This window comes from Suilimivivens aceti (assembly GCF_025567405.1).
Lineage (GTDB): Bacteria > Bacillota > Clostridia > Lachnospirales > Lachnospiraceae > Suilimivivens > Suilimivivens aceti.
The window spans coordinates 1-17,343 of record NZ_JAOQKJ010000020.1 but is presented as its reverse complement, the minus strand read 5'-3'; the positions used below and the strand labels follow the sequence as shown (position 1 = coordinate 17,343).

Here is a 17,343-nt window from a genome sequence, read left to right as displayed (position 1 = left end):
CTTATTTTAACTTATTATAGCAAAAGCAGATCTCACTATCTACCAACCTTTTCTGACATAAATCAGCTTTTTTTGTTAAAAACAGTGGCACTTTTTCGGTTCAGATAAATATAAAAACCAACATTCAGAACAATCCCCACTGCTGTGGAAATGGGTGCGGCAAGTCCGATTGCTGTCAGGCTGGCATCCGGCTGGATACTCATGATATAAGCCAGCGGCAGCCGCACAAGAAGTGTCTGGATTAGTCCCTGGATCATAACCCACAGGGTCTTGTCATTTCCATTAAAGTAGCCTACCATGCTGAACAGGATCGCTGTCACGATCGTTTCCGGTGCAAAGCCTTTCAGATACTCATATCCCTTCTGAATAACAGCGGCATCCGCAGAAAAACAGGCTGTCAGCAGATCTCCCTTTGCCAGAATCAGGGCAAAAACAACAACGCCTATACTCACACCAATCCCAATACCGGTAGCCATGGTCTTTTTCGCCCGTTTTTGATTTCCTGCCCCTACATTCTGGGAAACAAAGGATGCCAGAGACTGCATCAGGGCACTTGGAATCAGCATAGCAAAGTTTACGATCTTGCAGGCAACACCATATCCGGAAGAAGCTGTCAGTCCCAGTCTGTTGATAAAAGCACACAGTGCCAGGAAGGAAAGCTGTGTCAGACACTCCTGCAGAGCCAGCGGCAGTCCGATGCCAAGGAACTTGCGGCACTGTGCATTCAGCCTGAAATTCTGTTTACTTAAAGAAAAAGGAAGTCCCTTTTTCTTTAAACGAAGAAGTGCAAACACCACGCTTACTGCCTGTGCAAATACCGTTGCAAGGGCAGCCCCTGCGGCATCCAGATGAAGCCCCACTACCAGCACAAGATCTCCGATGATATTGACAACGCAGGCTACCAGCACAAACAGAAGCGGTGACTTGCTGTCGCCAAGCCCACGGAATATAGCAGAAAGCAGATTATAGGCTACAATAAACAGGATTCCTGCACCACAGATCCTCACATAGAAAACAGTCAGTGTAAGAGCCTCCTTTGGTGCCTGCATCAGTATGGAAATGGGTCTTGCCAGACAGACCATCAGAACAAGCAGCACTATGGATATAATCGTAAAAACTACTGCTGCACCGCCAATTACACCACCGATCTGCTCTGTCTTTTTTTCTCCCATATATCTGGCGATCAGCACCGTAATACCCATGGCAAGCTGCGTCACTACAAAGGTGACCAGGTTCAGCACCTGGCTGCCTGTGGAAACTCCGGAAAGTCCCTGTGTGGAGCCAAATCTGCCGACCACCAGCAGATCCACAGCACCATATGCCGCCTGCAGCACCAGTGCACCTAATATGGGTATCATAAAAAAGGTCAGTTTTTTCAAAATACTGCCCTGTGTAAAATCAGATCTATCATTTGTCATCCTGTTTTCTCCTCTCGTACATCACCTGATATAAGGTTTTGATCGTCCGGATCGTACCCTCCGCATCCTCATCGGAAATCCCGGTAAGAAAAGGTATCAGTTCTGCAAAATACTGTTCATCATATTTTTCAGAAAGCTGCTTTCCCTTTTCCGTAGCAGAAATATATGTGATCCTTCCATCCTCCCGGGAAGCCAGCTTTCTGACGTAACCCTTCGCTTCCATCTCCTTCACCGTTCTTGTTACACCCGGTCTTGGGATATGCAGTACATCACTGATATCCGATATCTTCACCTGTTCACCCTGTGCTTCCAGCGTGCCAATAATGTCCAGATACTGGATATAGGAAGGCATCACCCCTGCAGGAAGGGGTGGCAGAAGCTCCCGGATGCGCTTCGCCTCATAGCAGGCATCTAATAATTCCTTTATCTTTCTTATTGTCATAGATTTTTCCTTTCCCTTTTCAATTAATTATCAAAGGTAATTGCTATTGGTAATTATATTTTTCTTAACCGGAGATGTCAAGGATTCTGTCTTTATTGAATTCAGCATTGAAATCTGTGGTATTCAATGCTTTGCTCTGCATGGAGTCACATTTGAAAACTGACACTTCATCTTTATTCAATCTTAATACACCACAAGTGTCCTTTATTGACTCTTAAAGCCTCCTGCTATATGATAATAACATCAAAATCGATAAGGAGCTGCCTTTATGCCAAAGGAAATCATTCATCGAAGACGCCGCCTTTCGTCTTTTCAAATTATCATATTAGGTTTTGCCTTGGTCATCCTAATGGGATCACTGCTGTTAATGCTGCCGATTGCCACAATAACCGGGTGCGTAACTCCATTTAACGAAGCCTTATTTACTGCAACCTCTGCAGTCTGCGTGACAGGACTTATCATACAGGATACAGGAAGCTATTGGTCAGGCTTCGGACAGGCGGTCATTCTGACGCTGATCCAAATCGGAGGACTTGGCGTCATAACCGTGGCTGCCTCATTTGCACTGTTGTCTGGACGAAAAATCTCGCTTATGCAGCGCAGCACCATGCAGGATGCAATCTCAGCACCAAAGGTCGGTGGAATCGTCCGACTGACTCGCTTCATCCTGTGGGGAACATTTTTGATTGAACTGCTAGGCGCACTTGCTATGCTGCCAGTGTTCTGCTACGACTATGGATGGCGTGGCATCTGGATGGCAGTGTTCCATTCCATATCCGCCTTTTGTAATGCCGGATTTGACATTCTTGGAACAAAAAGCAACCTCTATCCATCCCTCACCAGCTATGTGAGCAGTCCCTCAATCAATTTTACAATAATGCTGCTGATTGTGACTGGTGGCATTGGCTTTCTGACATGGGATGATATTTGGGAAAACAAGTGGCATTTTCGTCACTACCGCATGCAGAGCAAGGTGATTCTTGTTACTACAAGCCTTCTCATTGCTCTGCCTGCCGCTTTTTTCTTCTTCACAGATTTTTCCGCACTTCCCACAGAAAGACGCCTGCTAACGTCCCTTTTCCAGTCTGTCACACCGAGGACCGCGGGCTTTAACACGGTAGCTCTGCCTGCCATGTCTAGTGCATCACAGGGTTTGATGGTTCTTCTGATGCTTATTGGTGGCTCTCCTGGTTCTACGGCGGGCGGCATAAAAACCACAACTCTGGCAGTCCTGCTTGCCAATGCCGCCGCTACCTTCCGACAATGTGAAAACGCACAATTATTTGGACGTAGAATTGATTGCAGCACCATTAAGACTGCCACAACCATTCTTACAATGTATCTTACCCTATTCTTTGGCGGAGCAGTCTTTATCAGTACATATGAGAATCTGCCGTTAGTCTCATGCCTTTTCGAAACGGCATCGGCGGTCGGAACAGTGGGACTAACGCTTGGTATTACACCACAGTTACATATCCCCTCGCAAATTGTGCTGATTACACTCATGTATCTTGGCAGGGTTGGTGGTCTTACGTTGATTTATGCGGCTCTTTCCGGGGAAAAAACAATCAATGCAAGGTTACCGCTCGAAAAGATCACTACCGGATAAGTAAAGGAGGATTTTCTTATGAAAAACATTTTATTAGTTGGAGCAGGACGATTTGGACGGCATATCGCGATGCAGCTATCTCAGCTGGAGCATCAGATTATGACTGTCGATGCAAATGAAGAACGAATCAATGATGTACTGCCATTTACCACCAACGCACTGATCGGTGACAGCACAAATGCAGAATTTCTTCGTTCGCTTGGTATCGGAAATTTTGATGTCTGCATCGTTACGATCAGCAGTAATTTCCAAAATTCACTGGAAACAACCTCACTGCTGAAGGAGCTAGGTGCAAAGTGTGTGGTGTCACGCGCTGAACGGGATGTGCAGGCAAAATTCCTGCTTCGTAACGGTGCAGACCATGTAATCTATCCAGAAAAACAGATGGCAAAATGGGCAGCGATCCGATATACTTCCAATCATATTTTTGACTACATAGAGATTGACCAGAAACACGCTATTTTTGAAGTAGAAGTGCCGGAAGGCTGGATTGGAAAAAGCGTTGGTGAACTAGATATCCGCAGAAAATTTGGGATCAATATTCTCGGCATCAAGCACGCAGGAAAAACAGATGTTTCTATCATGCCTGATACGATATTATCCAGCGATGTATCAATTCTGGTCTTAGGCGAGTATAAGATGCTGCAAAAGTGCTTCCGGATATAAATACATTGGAACCCGATGTGCAGGATATCATTTTGACCGTTGGTAGAAACCACATATTGGTGCTATAATATTAAAAAGGCGGTGAGAATGTGCAGAACACAATAAACAGGACGGCAAAGGATCATATTTTGGTATGCCTGTCCTCTTCTCCATCTAACGAACGCATTGTGCGCATAGCAGGCAGGATGGCACAGGCATTTTGTGGGAGCTTTACTGCACTTTATGTGCAGACACCAGGAGATGCTGCCATGAATACGGAAGATACATCACGTTTACAGGCTAATATGCATCTTGCGAAGCAGCTTGGTGCGGAGATCGTCACAACTCATGGAGAAGATGTGCCCACGCAGATTGCAGAATATGCACGTCTCTCCGGTGTAACCCAAATCGTAATTGGGCAAAGTGGCATACAGTGCCGCCATTTCTTTAGCAAACCAATACTGACAGAACGGCTCATTGCGCTGATCACGGCCGCTGATATTCATATCATTCCGGATGCGGAGGACTACAGGAATTCCCGCAGGAAACCATCTATCCCTATTTACCCGGCATTCCCGGCTACCCGTGATCTGCTTCTGACCGCCGGGATTTTGACGGCTGCAACGATCGTCGGATGGTTTTTTTTGCAGCTTGGCTTCGCAAATGCCAACATTATCATGGTCTACCTGTTGGGGGTGCTTCTGACTTCTGCTTTTACAAGCGGATATACCTGTGGCGTGCTATCCGCTTTTTTGAGTGTCATCCTGTTCAATTATTTTCTAACGGAACCCCGTCTGTCTTTAGCAGCCTATGGCAGTAAATACCCAATAACCTTTGTCGTCATGTTCACAGCAGCACTTTTGACCAGTACGCTTGCTGCAAAGCTAAAAGCTCATGCGCAGCTATCTGCGCGGGATGCCTACCGGGCGAAGCTCCTTTTTGATATGAACAGGCAGCTTCAAAAAGCTGAAACGCCAGAGGAAGTCTATCAAATGACTGCAACTCAGATACAAAAGCTGATGCAGCGGGACGTTCTGATCTGCCCAGCACAAGGTGATACGCTGCTTGATGGAATCGTTTACCCTGTAGATGGAAGCAGTCCGCACAGCATTTCAGAGGATGAACAGGAGCCGGATGTGATCCACTGGGTATGGCAAAACCGAAGACGAGCAGGAGCAACGACCGAAACATTTCCAAAGGCAAAACGACTGTATTTTGCTATTTGTACCTGGCAGCAGGTTTACGGCGTTATCGGGATCCTAATTGAAAAACAGACACAACCGGATGCATTTACATCCAGCATTCTTTTTTCTATTCTTGGTGAGTGCGCTCTGACTCTGGAAAGCCTGCGAAATGCTGATGAAAAAGAAAAAGCTGCGGTTCTTGCAAAGAACGAACAGCTTCGTGCCAACCTCCTTCGTTCCATTTCCCACGATCTGCGAACGCCTTTGACCTCGATTTCCGGAAATGCCGACACACTGTTGCACTGCTATGATGTACTGGATGATCAAACACGGAAACAGATTTTTTCGGACATTTACGACGATGCCCAATGGCTGATCGGGCTTGTTGAAAATTTGCTTTCTATCACGAAAATTGCGAATGGAAATGTTAAGCTGCATCTTTCTGATCAGGTTGTTGATGACATCATATCAGAAGCACTCCGGCATATCGACCGAAGATCGGCAGAACATCATATTACGATGAATTGCGGAGAAATACCCTTGTTGGTGCGTGTAGATGCAGGACTCATCATGCAGGTACTTATCAATCTGGTGAACAACGCGATCAAATATACTCCGGCAGGATCAACTATCCAAATCACAGCAATCCAGCGCGGAAATGTAGCTGAAATCTGTGTCAGTGATAACGGCACTGGTATACCAAATGAATTAAAAGAACGTGTTTTTGAAATGTTCTTTACTGGAAGTAATCCTACCAGTGACAGCCGACGCAGTCTTGGGCTTGGACTGTCCCTCTGTCAAGTCATCGTTCATGCGCATCATGGAAAAATGACGTTAAAAGACAATTTGCCGCATGGATGCATCTTTTCTTTTACAGTAGCACTTAGTGAGGTGAATCTGAATGAATAAACCGCTTGTCCTTGTTGTAGAAGATGATACGCCAGTGCGCAATCTGATCACAACAACACTAAAAACTCACGAATATCGGTATCTTTCATCGCAAAACGGTGCCAGCGCTGTGATGGAAGCATTGTCACATAATCCAGACATTGTACTGCTCGATCTTGGACTGCCAGATATAGATGGTGTGGAGATTATCCGAAAAATCCGGTCGTGGTCGAATATGCCAATCATCGTCATCAGTGCGCGAGCGGAAGATTCTGATAAAATTGAAGCATTGGATGCCGGAGCTGATGACTATCTCACCAAACCCTTCTCTGTAGATGAGCTGTTGGCACGGCTGCGGGTGACCCAGCGGAGACTTGCACTGATGAAAACAGACATTACACAGGAATCTCCAATTTTTACGAACGGTGCACTGAAAATTGACTACATGGCAGGCTGTGCATATCTTGATGGCACAGAACTGCACCTGACACCCATCGAATATAAGCTGCTGTGCCTGCTCTCCAAAAATATGGGCAAAGTTCTGACTCATACCTATATCACACAACAGATCTGGGGTAGCAGTTGGGATAATGACGTTGCTTCTCTGCGTGTATTTATGGCCACTCTTCGCAAAAAATTGGAACGTGGAAAAGACTCGCCTCAATACATACAAACGCACATCGGCATCGGATACCGAATGCTGCGGGTCGAATAAACAATTCCTAAACCCAAAAATCAGACTTCACGGGAATAGATTTTGATATCTTCAACTATTAATAATCTCAAAATTTTACACCTGCTTCTTAACATTAATTTTACAACAGGTATTGTATAATACCAATGTCGGCTGGTCAATAAATACGATAACAGAAGGGGGCAATAATAGCTTGAAGTGCAGAAAAATATCTCAAATCGCTTTACTCATCACAGGTATAGCCATGGTCAGCTACGGTGCGATCAGAGGAGAGGCAGCCATCGTGCTGGGAAAAGCAATAAAATTATGTCTGGAGTGTGTCGGAATTGGATAAGAAAAAGGAATTACTGTCAGAACAGACAGCCAGAATACGCGGATGGATACAGGCAGCTGCCACGCTGCTTACCAATATCCACCTCCCTAATTTGTTTATGGGAAAAATATACCAAGGCAAGGCAAAAACAATATGCGTACCAGGATTAAACTGTTATTCCTGCCCTGCTGCGGCAGGTGCATGTCCAATCGGTGCCTTCCAGGCAGTTGTCGGATCCTCCAGCTTTAAATTTTCGTACTACATAACCGGATTTTTTATTTTGCTCGGTGTGACACTTGGAAGATTTATATGTGGTTTTTTGTGCCCGTTTGGATGGTTCCAGGATTTGCTGCACAAAATCCCCGGCAGGAAATTCTCCACCGCCAGACTGAAGCCGTTAAGATATCTGAAATATATCATCCTTATTGTTTTCGTTATACTTCTGCCAATGCTCATAACGAACTCCGTAGGAATGAGCGATCCGTTCTTCTGTAAGTACATTTGTCCACAGGGTGTTTTGGAGGGGGCTATCCCGCTTTCCCTTGGAAATGCTGCCATACGGTCTGCACTGGGAAAACTTTTTTCTTTTAAATGCCTTATCCTGATCACAGTGGTTGTACTGAGTATTATGTTTTACCGGCCCTTCTGTAAATGGCTTTGTCCTCTTGGCGCAATCTACTCATTGTTTAATAAGATCAGCTTTCTACGTATTAAGGTTGATAGCAGCAGATGTGTCGGATGTAACCAGTGTTCAAAGGCATGTAAAATGGATGTGGAGGTATGTAAGACTCCAGATCATCCGGAATGTATACGGTGCGGGGCATGTATAAAGGCTTGTCCAAAGGCTGCAATCTATTACAATTTAAAGGAGTAATTATTCATGAAAACAAAAAAGACATTTATTTCTATTTTTACACTCTGCATAGCATTATCTCTTATGGCATGTAATGAAAAAACTGCTGCAGATACAGAAAAACCGCAGGATACCCAGACCGAATCCGGCACAGGAGCTGCTGATGCTTCAAGCTCTCTGCTGAATGATCTGTATCAGCAGGAAAACCAGCTCTTTGCAGATCATGAGGATGTCTGGAACAGGGTCTTTGGCATGATGAGCAAAGACACTACTGATTCAGGTGGAAATTATGCTGATTTTCTTTCTGACACCATCGAAGCAAATAAGGCTTCCTTCACAGATGACGAACTGAAAATACTCACTGACGATATTGGAACGATACGAAAAATTGAGGAGCAGATAGCTGAAATTGAAAAAAAGAATACCTCATCCGGTGACACTGACCAGAATAACAATTCTGAAGCGGCATCTCCCTTCAAAAATTTCTCCGGTCAGGATTTTGATGGTAATTCTGTTGATGAAAGCCTGTTTTCCGGGAATTCAGTAACTGTTATCAATTTCTGGTTTTCCGGCTGCAAGCCCTGTGTTGCCGAGTTATCTACGCTTGATGAATTGAACAATGCGATCAGCCCAATGGGAGGTGAGGTAGTAGGCATCAACACAGACACCTTCGATGGAAACGAAGCGGCTATGAAAGAAGCGGCAGCGATTCTCGAAAGCCAGGGTGCCACGTACCGCAATCTTTCCATTGACTCTGCTTCAGATGCAGGTAAATATGCCTCCGGTATTATGGCATTTCCCACAACAATATTAGTTGACAGAAACGGTAATATCGTGGGTGAGCCATTGCTTGGGGGGATTGATAATCCAGACAGCTATGATGCTCTCATGAAGCAGATCCAATCTGTGATTGATGCTGACAATGGAGAGAAACAGGACTAAGCTCTGCGCTTCCGCCGCACCCTGTTGATATGCCGTTCATAATCTCCGCTTTTCAAAAGCTCTGCCAGTACATACTGTTCAAACAGCGGTACCGGACAGGAATAAAACCCAAGCTTTTCCTCAAAAGCATCCACAAGCTTTTCCGGAAGCACCATATATCCGATACGTACTGAGGGGGCAATGGTCTTTGAGAAGGTATTCATATAGATCACGTTCACACCCTTTGCAAGCGAAAAAAGAGAATCCTCCGGTTTACTGGAGACCGTCAGCTCCGAATCATAATTATCCTCCACGATCACTGCATCCCTCTGCGCCGCCCAGTACAGATATTCCCGTTTCTGGGAGATCCCGATGGTGATACCGCTGGGATAGCTGTGAAAGGGAGTCACATGAAGCACCCTCGCCTCTGTTCTGGCAAGTTCTGCAGACGGGATTCCGTCTGCAGAAAGAGTCAGTGGATCACAGACAATCCCCATGGATTCGTATACCCTCCTTATCTTTTCATAGGAAGGGTTTTCAATACCGAAAATACATCCCGCACCAAAAAACTGAGCCACCATCCCATAGAGATATTCCGCACCGGATCCGATAATGATCTGTCTTGGCTGCACCTGGATCCCGCGGCTCCTGCCAAGGTAGGAACAGATCGCTGTCCTGAGCTCCTGACACCCTCTGTTTGGTGATTTTACCAAAATCTCTTCACCATAATCCAGCAGCACCCTGCGCATGGTCCTGGCCAGCACACTGAAGGGAAACTCTCCCACATGATGCATACTTAAGTGTGCCTTTGGCAGCTCCTTCTGCCGGATTTCCGGGTTCACCTGGAAATCCGCTTCCCGGTAGATCACATAATAGCCGCTCCTCTGTCTTGCTTCTATATATCCTTCATCATTTAACAGGTTCATGGTATGCTCTACGGTCACAAGACTTATCCCCGTTTCCGCCGCAATGATCCTTTTGGAAGGAAGTCTGCTGCCATAAGGGTATACTCCCGCCACGATGTCCTGCACAAAGTGATTATATAACTGGATATAAGCCTGCACCCCACTGTCTTTTGTAATTGAATAATTCATCTGGTCTTATTAGAAACTCCTTATTTGGTTATTTCGATATTACCAAAGTAATTGTATCCTTGATTCAACACTTTGTAAAGGAGTTCTCAAATGAAAAAATCAAACGCAAAAATCACAACTTTAAGACTTACTACCGCAGCTGTATTTATGGCAATGACCATTGCCTTAAGCTCCTTTGGTATTCCAGTTCCCGGCGGCCACCTGTACCTGTGCGACGTTGCCATCTGTCTCGGTGCCATTCTGTTAAACCCGTTAGAGGCCTTTATTGTAGGCGGTGTGGGATCCTTCCTTGGCGATATGCTTTTCTATCCCGCTCCCATGTTTGTTTCCCTTGCTACCCATGGGCTGCAGGCAGTTGTTATTTCCCTGATCTCCCATAAGACATTAAAGAATCGTCCCCAGCTTGCTTCCGGTATCGGCGTTACCGTAGGTGCAGTCATCATGGTGATCGGTTATACCCTTGGCAAGACCTTCGTATACAGTACCTTTGAGTACGCTATGATCAAGCTTCCCTATGAAATCGCACAGGGTGCGATCGGTGCCATCCTTGGTATGGTTCTTTGTTGGAAGTGCGGTATCCACAAGCTGTTCAACAATATGATCACAAGCAGAGAAAATTAGTCCTGTCCTATTATCCTCTGCCTTTCTGCAAACCGGTGCTCTGTCTTTTTCATGTGTACCAGATGCCTTACACATTATCCTCTATTTGGTTCGCTTTGTTCTATTAGCCATTTTCTTCTTTTTTCCATTTTTGGCTAATAGCATTATTTATCTAACAACCAATCCGCAATATCAATAACCTTGATTCCCTCATACTGGTATTCATCATGCCTGGTTCTGGCTATCACATACTTAGGGTATGCATCTTTAATCTGCAAAAGTGGAGCTACCTCTCTTTCAAAGGTCTTCTCTTCACTGATATTATCAGATACCTGAATATAGATTTTCTCACTCCGCTTCACTGCGACAAAATCTATTTCCTTCTTATATAATATGCCTACATAAACCTCATATCCTCTACGCAAAAGCTCAACCGCCACGATATTTTCCAATATCCGCCCGTAATCCATATTCTTTGTTCCAAGCTTCGCATAACGGAAAGTATGGTCGCTCAAATAGTATTTGTCGTTGCTCGATAAATACTTCTTCCCCTTAATATCATATCTCCTAACCTTATAGAATGCGAATGCATTGCACAGATATTGCATATAATTACCAACTGTCGTATGGTGTATCTTCTCATGCATGCTTCCAAGAGTATTCGTAATGTTACGCGCTGAAGAAAGATTCGACACGTTATCCATAAGGAAATCCACAATTCTGTCCATAAGCTGCGTATTTCTTATCTTGTATTTTTTGCGAATATCACGCACTATCAGTGTATCAAACACATCAGCTATATAATCATACTTTGCTTCCTGATCTTTATAAAGATAGGAACCAGACATTCCACCCTCTAACACATACTTATCCAAAGCGTCGTAGCGGTCTTTCAAGCCAAAGTACTCCATATACTCACGAAAGGAAAACGGATATACTTTGATTTCAAACGTACGCCCTGTAAATAACGTAGCCAAATCCGAACTTAATAAAAAAGCATTTGAACCGGTAATATATATATCATACTTCTCGCTGGCATGAAGTCCATTGACTGCTTTCTCAAAATCTTCGCACATTTGCACTTCGTCAATAAAGACAAAATTCTCTTTACCTGCAACATAATGTGCGTTTACATAATCGTATAATGCGCGATAAGTCAGTAAATCGTCATAATCAGGCAGGTTAAAATTTATCTGTATAATGTTGCAATCCTCATTCTCCGATTCAATATATGCTCTAAATGCTTCTAACAGCTTTGACTTTCCGCTTCGTCTTACACCGGTAATAACCTTGATATCCGGAGTCCCAAGTACATTGATTAACTTATCCAAATACTGTCTACGCTCTATCAGCTTCATCTGCATCATCCTTTCACTAACAGTATGTACTTATTATACTGTTTCTATTAGCCAAAATCAATATTTTTTCATTTTTGGCTAACAGAATGAGGGATGTAGTTTGAATCATCTCTAGCAATCAAATGATTCCCCATTCCCAAATTCTCATAATTCCATCCTTTAGGCGCTGAACTATCCAATCCAAATCGACCTGGTTGTCAACGTAATACTCTTTGTCCTGAAATGGGTGTTCATGGTTGTTTCGCATCCAGATATAAGCGATGCCCTGAAGGAATCATTTGCATGTCTATCTGTGACAACTATGATTCTTTCCAATGTGATTTAATTGTATTACATCCAAAATCTTTAAGTGATTCAGCAAATTAATAGTTTAGACAATCATCGAAATTTCTTTTAACGAATCAAAACTCGGATACCCTCTGCCCGATTCCCTTAATTAAAGATATTGTTGGGTAAAAAAGAAAGGTCAGTCGATTTTGCCGATGAAGCGGCAGTAGATTTCTACTTCCTGCTCACGGCTTCCGTCCTCGCCCTTGACAGCTTCGTGGACGGTTATTTTTTCAATTAGAGTGTTCAGAAGTTCGGCGGTCAGCTCCACAGGGTTGACATACTGTTTCATCAGGGCAATCCACTTTTCAGCATCCGCTGCGGTCTGTACGGCGGCTTCCATCGTTTCGTGAAGCTGTCTTATTTTTGTTTCAAGCTCCTTTTGCTCGTTCTGGTACTTCTCGGACAGCATATTGAAGTTATACTCGGTTATGCGTCCGGCAGACCAGTCCTCATACATTTTAGCAAACAGCCCGTCAACCTCGGCTTTACGCTTCTCTGCCTTTTTCAGCTCCGCAGCCTGCTTTTTCTTCGCAGAGTTTCTTTCCCTGTCGCTGGCATTGAGCAGGCGTTTCAGCAGATTGTCCTCGTCTTTCTGTGCCAGCATAGACCAGTATTGCAGTCTTGCAAGCACATAGGCATACAGTACATCATAGCGGATATAGTGCATGGAACACTGGCGTAATCCCTGCCCGTTCTTGCTGCAATGGTAGTACCCGTATGGGTTCTTATTCTGCTTGTTTTCCCCATAGGCTAAAGACCATCCGCAGTCTGCACATTTTATCAATCCTGCGAAAATCTGTGTCGTACCGTTTCTGCGTTTCCTGCGTCTGCTTGCAATCAGCTCCTGAACTTTTTGGAACACTTCTTCAGAAATGATGGCTTCGTGGGTATTTTCCACACGATACCATTCTTCCTGCGGCTTCCGCACCTTTTTCTTGTTCTTGAATGAAATGTTGCTCTGCTTGTTGTGAATGCTGTGACCGATGTAGGTTTCCTCTTTCAAAATGCTCTTGACCTGTGCTATCGTCCACGCATAGGCTTTTTCTGCGGGCGCACCGGCGTAGATATTGGCGAAAGTCCCGTATCTTTCATAGTTCAGCCAGCCGGGGGTAGGTACTTTTTCCTCCACCAGAATCCGTGTAATGCTGGCGGCTCCACGCCCGTGTACAGCAAGGTCAAAAATCTTCTCTACAATCCAGCGTGTTTCCGGGTCGATCAGAAGATGACCTTTTTTGTCCGGGTCTTTTACATAGCCCAGCGGTGCATAGGCTCCATAGTGTGCGCCATTGGCAAATCTTGTGTGCATGGCAGCCTTGACCTTTTTGCTGGTCTGTCGGGCGTGCATTTCATTCAGGATGTTTAAGAACGGTGCAAGCTCGCTTTCTCCGTTGATGGTGTCCACATTGTCATTGATGGCAATGTAGCGTACTCCCTTGCTGGGGAAATAGATTTCCGTGTACTGACCGGTCAGGATATAGTTTCTTCCCAGACGGGATAAGTCCTTTGTGACAACGCAGTTGATTTTCCCGTCNCTTGGACGCTCGAAATTTGTCCCACTCCATCCGTCGTCAATGTACTCGTCTACAACGGTCAGCCCATGCTCTGCGGCATACTGTCTAAGCATCATGCGCTGGGTCTGGATACTGCCGCTTTCCCCCTGTAATTCATCGTCACGGCTCAATCTCAAATATAGTGCAGTGTTATAAATCGTTGTATTGTATGGTTGTTTCACGGTTAAAAATCCTCCTTCTAAAAGAAACAACCCACGCTTATACAATACTCGCTGGTACAAGTATATCATAAGCGTGGGCTGATTGACAGTCGTTATTCCGTATTTTTTCAGGAAGCGGCGGCAGCGTGCTGGATCACATCTTCCAGCAGGCTGTCAAGCGGCTTCCCATCCTGTGCGAAATGCTCCGATACCTTGATACGGACTTTCCCCATGACAAAATACTGGGTGCCGTCTTTTTCGGTAAGCAGGGTGCCGCTGTTTTTGTTATTGCTCTCGTTTTTGCTTTTTGCCATAGGCAGTTACCTCCATAAATGAAATATGCCCGACAAGGGAATGTCAGACAGGTGTACAGCCGCAGACTGTCTCCGTGTCAACCAAACCGTGTCAACCGGCAGAAAAGACTTTGAAAACAATCCATAGGCGCTCTATTATTACTTTTTACTTTTTCTTTGATTTCTTGGTTGACATGGTTGACAAAGGAGAGAAATGCCCCAAATATCAGGCTTTTCCCCGTCAACCGGCTGTCAACCAAAGCGTCAACCAAACTGTCAACCGGTGGCTTTTCAGAATGGAAGTTCCATTTGCCGGGCTTCTTCTTCCGTGATTTCCTGAAAACCGTCCCCCTCCGGCGGAGCTTGGTTGACACGCTCCCAGCCTTTTTGAGAACCGTATTTCTTATACCGCTTCGGGCTTTTGTAGGCTACCCAGCCCTGTATGATGCCGCCCGCAATGCCGGTATTCATAATCTCGCAGATTGCCCGTGTCTCCCAGTCTGCCGGGGAATTTAAGTTTCCCAGTGCTTCCTCATAAAGCTGTTTGGAGCATACCCTGTCGCCGGTGTAGTCCTCCAAATAGGCGTAGATCATGCCAGCCTGTGTGTCCTCCTGCATAAAGTCCTGCTGGTGGGCGTTCAGGTATCGGTTCATTTCCATGCTGAATGACAGCTTATACTTCCCACTGCGATAAACCGTCATGGCTTCCGCCCACATCTGTTCGATATACGCCCTCGCCGCCGCTTCATCGTCCAGTATGTGAACCTCCGCCCGTTCCGGGTACACCGTCACGGGGAGAAAGCGCCGGTTGCCGGTGCGATCACGGGGCAAAAAGTCCTGCCGGTTGGTCGTCCCTCCAAATACACATTGCCGCAGCCGGTCTGCCGGATGTGTCTCATACGGCACTTTGTAGGTTTCTTTCTGGCGGCTTAAGAATGACTTGATTTCCTCAATACTCTTGGCGTTGGCTGTGGCAATCATCTCCGACATCTCGATAATCCAATGCCCTTGCAGCTTGCGGTACACATTTTCATCGTCCAGCTTTTTCAAATCGTCTGAAAACCATTCGTCCCTGCCTGCCAGCAGCCGGAAAAAGGTAGATTTCCCGGCTCCCTGACCACCAACCAGACAGAGCATGACCTCAAACTTGCTCCCCGGTCTGAATACCCGCCGGATGGCTCCCATCAGGAACAGTTTCAAGGCTTCATAGGTGTATTCGTCCGTATCGGCTCCCAGAAAGTGATGCAGGGCGTAACGGATGCGCTCTGTGCCGTCCCATTGCAGGCTGTTCAGGTAATCCCTGACTGGATGGTAGCGGTTTTCATTGGCAACAATCTTGATGGCGCTCTGCACCTTTTTCTCGCTGGTAAGCCCGTAATTTTCTTCCAGATGCAAAAGCAGGTAGTTCATGTCCATGTCGGTCAGCGTGGTACTGGTGCGCTCCCAGCCCAGCGGCTTCACAATGTCAATCTGCTCCGTCAAAAGGTTCAGGCGCAGCGCCCCGCGAAACAGAGGGTCACGCTGGAACACCGTCAGGCAGTTTCGGATGCTGTTCTTCACGCCGCCTTTCTGCGTCCCCTCTAATGTTTCCCGGATTTCTGCCGGTGTCTGCGCCGGTTCCATTGTGTCCATCGTCCTTTTGACCGCTTCCTGCGTTTCCGGCGGCAAGCTCTGAAATTCGCTGTTCAAGCCGCAACACCTCCTTTCCCTGTGCGGCGATCAATGCCGCTTTTTCTTCTATTTCTCCGTATAACAAAATATCCAAAAGGTATTCTGTGTAGCTTATCCTCTGCAACGCTTCCACAAAAAGAGGATGCCAGATGGCATCCTGCGGCTGTGGGGCGTGTGCTGTTTTCCAATGCTCCAGCAGGCGCAGATAATCGCATAGCACCCGGAAACAATACCGTTCCGTTTCCTGAAATCTCTGCTCCGCTGATTTTTGTCGGGGCTGTGACCTGTTGTGACGCTTCCTATCTGGCGGCGCATTGCCGGATTTCTCATAGGAAACGCCGAAGTCCTCCGCAAGCCTGACCGCAGCTTCCCGTTTCCCCAATCCATGCAGCAAAGCGGCAAAGTCGATCACATCCCCGGAAGCCCCGCAGCCGAAGCAGTAAAAGCGGCTGTCCACTTTCATGCTGGGCGTGCGGTCATTGTGGAATGGACAGCAGACCATGCCGTTTCTCCCCACCCGGATTCCATAGAATGAAGCAGCCTGCCGGGTGGTAACAGACTGTTTCACCGCTTCAAATACATTCAAATGCTCCCTCCATAAAAATACTGGTAGCGGTAAAGCTGCCGGTTATATCATAGCTCCATCTCATGTTTCTTTCTCTGTACTGCCTGTGGCTGCTCCCTCCGGCGCAGTGCGGTATCTACGGCGTTCTGCACCTGCCGTAGCCGTATGACTTCCTCCCGGAGTGGCTTGTGCTGCGGAGACAGTTCGGCATACTCTGTTTTTAACTGTGCGTATTCCTGTTTCCATGCTTTCAGGGCAATGGGTTTTCCGTCCAGTTTTTCTTTCAAAATACGGCGGGCGGCATAAAACAGCCGTAACTCCGCATCGTGGGATGTTTCAAATTTCTCCCTCTGTTTCTTAAACTTGATATTGTTCAATTCCGTATGAACAGGTTTTAGCCGCTGGTAATTCTCGCCCTCCCGTATCAATTCCTGCAATTCCTTTATCCGGGCAGATTTCTTTTTCATGGAGTCGCTTAACGCTTCAAATTCTTCGTTGACAGAGGAAAGACGCTCCTGCAAATCCTCTAATGTGAGCAGCTTGTTTTCCGTCAGATAATTGACGGCTTCGGCAAACTGCTTTAAGTTTCCGGTTCTGGCTTTATTGCTCCATGCCCCTGCGTTGCGCTGGTTGTAATAAGCGATCAACAGGTCGGCAAGGCTCGGTGTCTGCGGTTTGGAAAGTTCTTCTTTTACCTCTGCCATCCAGACAAACAGGGCTTTGATCTTCTTCCTCACATCCTGCATGAGCCGGT

The 17,343-nt window shown here is 46.0% G+C and carries 16 protein-coding genes and 1 pseudogene; 8 read left to right on the top strand and 9 right to left on the bottom strand.

The window, feature by feature from the left end; genetic code table 11:
- Positions 1 to 62: 62 nt before the first annotated feature.
- The gene (locus OCV77_RS15620) at positions 63 to 1,418 is read right to left on the bottom strand and encodes an MATE family efflux transporter (protein ID WP_262575921.1); all 1,356 of its coding nucleotides are present in this window, start codon (positions 1,416 to 1,418) and stop codon (positions 63 to 65) included.
- Positions 1,408 to 1,860: a MarR family winged helix-turn-helix transcriptional regulator gene (locus OCV77_RS15615; protein ID WP_262575920.1), complete on the bottom strand. Its 453-nt coding sequence runs from the start codon at positions 1,858 to 1,860 to the stop codon at positions 1,408 to 1,410. The genes OCV77_RS15620 and OCV77_RS15615 overlap by 11 nt, the downstream gene beginning before the upstream one ends.
- A 268-nt stretch (positions 1,861 to 2,128) precedes the next feature.
- Here OCV77_RS15615 and OCV77_RS15610 point away from each other — a divergent pair, with 268 nt between their 5' ends.
- The 7 genes from OCV77_RS15610 (at position 2,129) to OCV77_RS15580 (ending at position 8,988) form a co-directional block, all read left to right on the top strand.
- Positions 2,129 to 3,469 (top strand): TrkH family potassium uptake protein, encoded by a 1,341-nt coding sequence (locus tag OCV77_RS15610; protein ID WP_262575919.1) that lies wholly within the window; start codon positions 2,129 to 2,131, stop codon positions 3,467 to 3,469.
- Positions 3,470 to 3,487: 18 nt separating this feature from the next.
- Positions 3,488 to 4,135 carry a potassium channel family protein gene (locus OCV77_RS15605; protein WP_262575918.1) on the top strand — a complete coding sequence of 216 codons (648 nt, stop codon included), beginning with the start codon at positions 3,488 to 3,490 and terminating at the stop codon, positions 4,133 to 4,135.
- Between the two features lie 89 nt (positions 4,136 to 4,224).
- Positions 4,225 to 6,207, top strand: coding sequence for a DUF4118 domain-containing protein (locus OCV77_RS15600; RefSeq protein ID WP_262575917.1), 1,983 nt, complete (start codon positions 4,225 to 4,227; stop codon positions 6,205 to 6,207).
- On the top strand, positions 6,200 to 6,901 hold the full coding sequence (locus OCV77_RS15595) for a response regulator (protein ID WP_262575916.1): 702 nt from the start codon (positions 6,200 to 6,202) through the stop codon (positions 6,899 to 6,901). Before OCV77_RS15600 ends, OCV77_RS15595 begins: the two co-directional genes overlap by 8 nt.
- A gap of 172 nt (positions 6,902 to 7,073) precedes the next feature.
- Complete coding sequence (locus OCV77_RS16770; protein ID WP_262575915.1) at positions 7,074 to 7,214, top strand: CD1871A family CXXC motif-containing protein; 141 nt, start codon at positions 7,074 to 7,076, stop codon at positions 7,212 to 7,214.
- Positions 7,207 to 8,067, top strand: a complete 861-nt coding sequence (locus OCV77_RS15585) for a 4Fe-4S binding protein (protein WP_262575914.1) — start codon at positions 7,207 to 7,209, stop codon at positions 8,065 to 8,067. The genes OCV77_RS16770 and OCV77_RS15585 overlap by 8 nt, the downstream gene beginning before the upstream one ends.
- 6 nt (positions 8,068 to 8,073) lie before the next feature.
- Positions 8,074 to 8,988 carry a TlpA disulfide reductase family protein gene (locus OCV77_RS15580; RefSeq protein WP_262575913.1) on the top strand — a complete coding sequence of 305 codons (915 nt, stop codon included), beginning with the start codon at positions 8,074 to 8,076 and terminating at the stop codon, positions 8,986 to 8,988.
- Here OCV77_RS15580 and pdxR read toward each other — a convergent pair.
- Positions 8,985 to 10,061 carry a MocR-like pyridoxine biosynthesis transcription factor PdxR gene (gene pdxR, locus OCV77_RS15575; protein ID WP_262575912.1) on the bottom strand — a complete coding sequence of 359 codons (1,077 nt, stop codon included), beginning with the start codon at positions 10,059 to 10,061 and terminating at the stop codon, positions 8,985 to 8,987. The genes OCV77_RS15580 and pdxR overlap by 4 nt on opposite strands.
- A gap of 90 nt (positions 10,062 to 10,151) precedes the next feature.
- Here pdxR and OCV77_RS15570 point away from each other — a divergent pair, with 90 nt between their 5' ends.
- Positions 10,152 to 10,682 (top strand): ECF transporter S component, encoded by a 531-nt coding sequence (locus tag OCV77_RS15570; RefSeq protein ID WP_262575911.1) that lies wholly within the window; start codon positions 10,152 to 10,154, stop codon positions 10,680 to 10,682.
- 143 nt (positions 10,683 to 10,825) lie between these two features.
- Here OCV77_RS15570 and OCV77_RS15565 read toward each other — a convergent pair whose 3' ends face one another.
- The 6 genes and pseudogenes from OCV77_RS15565 to OCV77_RS15540 all read right to left on the bottom strand — a co-directional run.
- Positions 10,826 to 12,019: an ATP-binding protein gene (locus OCV77_RS15565; protein WP_262575910.1), complete on the bottom strand. Its 1,194-nt coding sequence runs from the start codon at positions 12,017 to 12,019 to the stop codon at positions 10,826 to 10,828.
- A gap of 466 nt (positions 12,020 to 12,485) precedes the next feature.
- Complete coding sequence (locus OCV77_RS15560) at positions 12,486 to 14,081, bottom strand: recombinase family protein (RefSeq protein ID WP_262575909.1); 1,596 nt, start codon at positions 14,079 to 14,081, stop codon at positions 12,486 to 12,488.
- A 107-nt stretch (positions 14,082 to 14,188) separates the two neighbouring features.
- Positions 14,189 to 14,374 carry a hypothetical protein gene (locus OCV77_RS15555; protein WP_004849804.1) on the bottom strand — a complete coding sequence of 62 codons (186 nt, stop codon included), beginning with the start codon at positions 14,372 to 14,374 and terminating at the stop codon, positions 14,189 to 14,191.
- Positions 14,375 to 14,644: 270 nt separating this feature from the next.
- Complete coding sequence (locus OCV77_RS15550; RefSeq protein WP_262575908.1) at positions 14,645 to 15,985, bottom strand: virulence-associated E family protein; 1,341 nt, start codon at positions 15,983 to 15,985, stop codon at positions 14,645 to 14,647.
- Positions 15,870 to 16,610 carry a CHC2 zinc finger domain-containing protein gene (locus OCV77_RS15545; RefSeq protein WP_014079457.1) on the bottom strand — a complete coding sequence of 247 codons (741 nt, stop codon included), beginning with the start codon at positions 16,608 to 16,610 and terminating at the stop codon, positions 15,870 to 15,872. The genes OCV77_RS15550 and OCV77_RS15545 overlap by 116 nt, the downstream gene beginning before the upstream one ends.
- 47 nt (positions 16,611 to 16,657) lie before the next feature.
- Positions 16,658 to 17,343 (bottom strand): annotated as a pseudogene (locus OCV77_RS15540) (MobQ family relaxase); the annotation flags it as partial.

What these genes read in the sequence shown, in the direction of transcription:
- OCV77_RS15620 (WP_262575921.1), bottom strand. Translation starts at nt 1,418, where the DNA reads ATGACAAATGATAGATCTGATTTTACACAGGGCAGTATTTTGAAAAAA.
- OCV77_RS15615 (WP_262575920.1), bottom strand. Translation starts at nt 1,860, where the DNA reads ATGACAATAAGAAAGATAAAGGAATTATTAGATGCCTGCTATGAGGCG.
- OCV77_RS15610 (WP_262575919.1), top strand. Translation starts at nt 2,129, where the DNA reads ATGCCAAAGGAAATCATTCATCGAAGACGCCGCCTTTCGTCTTTTCAA.
- OCV77_RS15605 (WP_262575918.1), top strand. Translation starts at nt 3,488, where the DNA reads ATGAAAAACATTTTATTAGTTGGAGCAGGACGATTTGGACGGCATATC.
- OCV77_RS15595 (WP_262575916.1), top strand. Translation starts at nt 6,200, where the DNA reads ATGAATAAACCGCTTGTCCTTGTTGTAGAAGATGATACGCCAGTGCGC.
- OCV77_RS15580 (WP_262575913.1), top strand. Translation starts at nt 8,074, where the DNA reads ATGAAAACAAAAAAGACATTTATTTCTATTTTTACACTCTGCATAGCA.
- pdxR (WP_262575912.1), bottom strand. Translation starts at nt 10,061, where the DNA reads ATGAATTATTCAATTACAAAAGACAGTGGGGTGCAGGCTTATATCCAG.
- OCV77_RS15570 (WP_262575911.1), top strand. Translation starts at nt 10,152, where the DNA reads ATGAAAAAATCAAACGCAAAAATCACAACTTTAAGACTTACTACCGCA.
- OCV77_RS15565 (WP_262575910.1), bottom strand. Translation starts at nt 12,019, where the DNA reads ATGAAGCTGATAGAGCGTAGACAGTATTTGGATAAGTTAATCAATGTA.
- OCV77_RS15555 (WP_004849804.1), bottom strand. Translation starts at nt 14,374, where the DNA reads ATGGCAAAAAGCAAAAACGAGAGCAATAACAAAAACAGCGGCACCCTG.
- OCV77_RS15550 (WP_262575908.1), bottom strand. Translation starts at nt 15,985, where the DNA reads ATGGACACAATGGAACCGGCGCAGACACCGGCAGAAATCCGGGAAACA.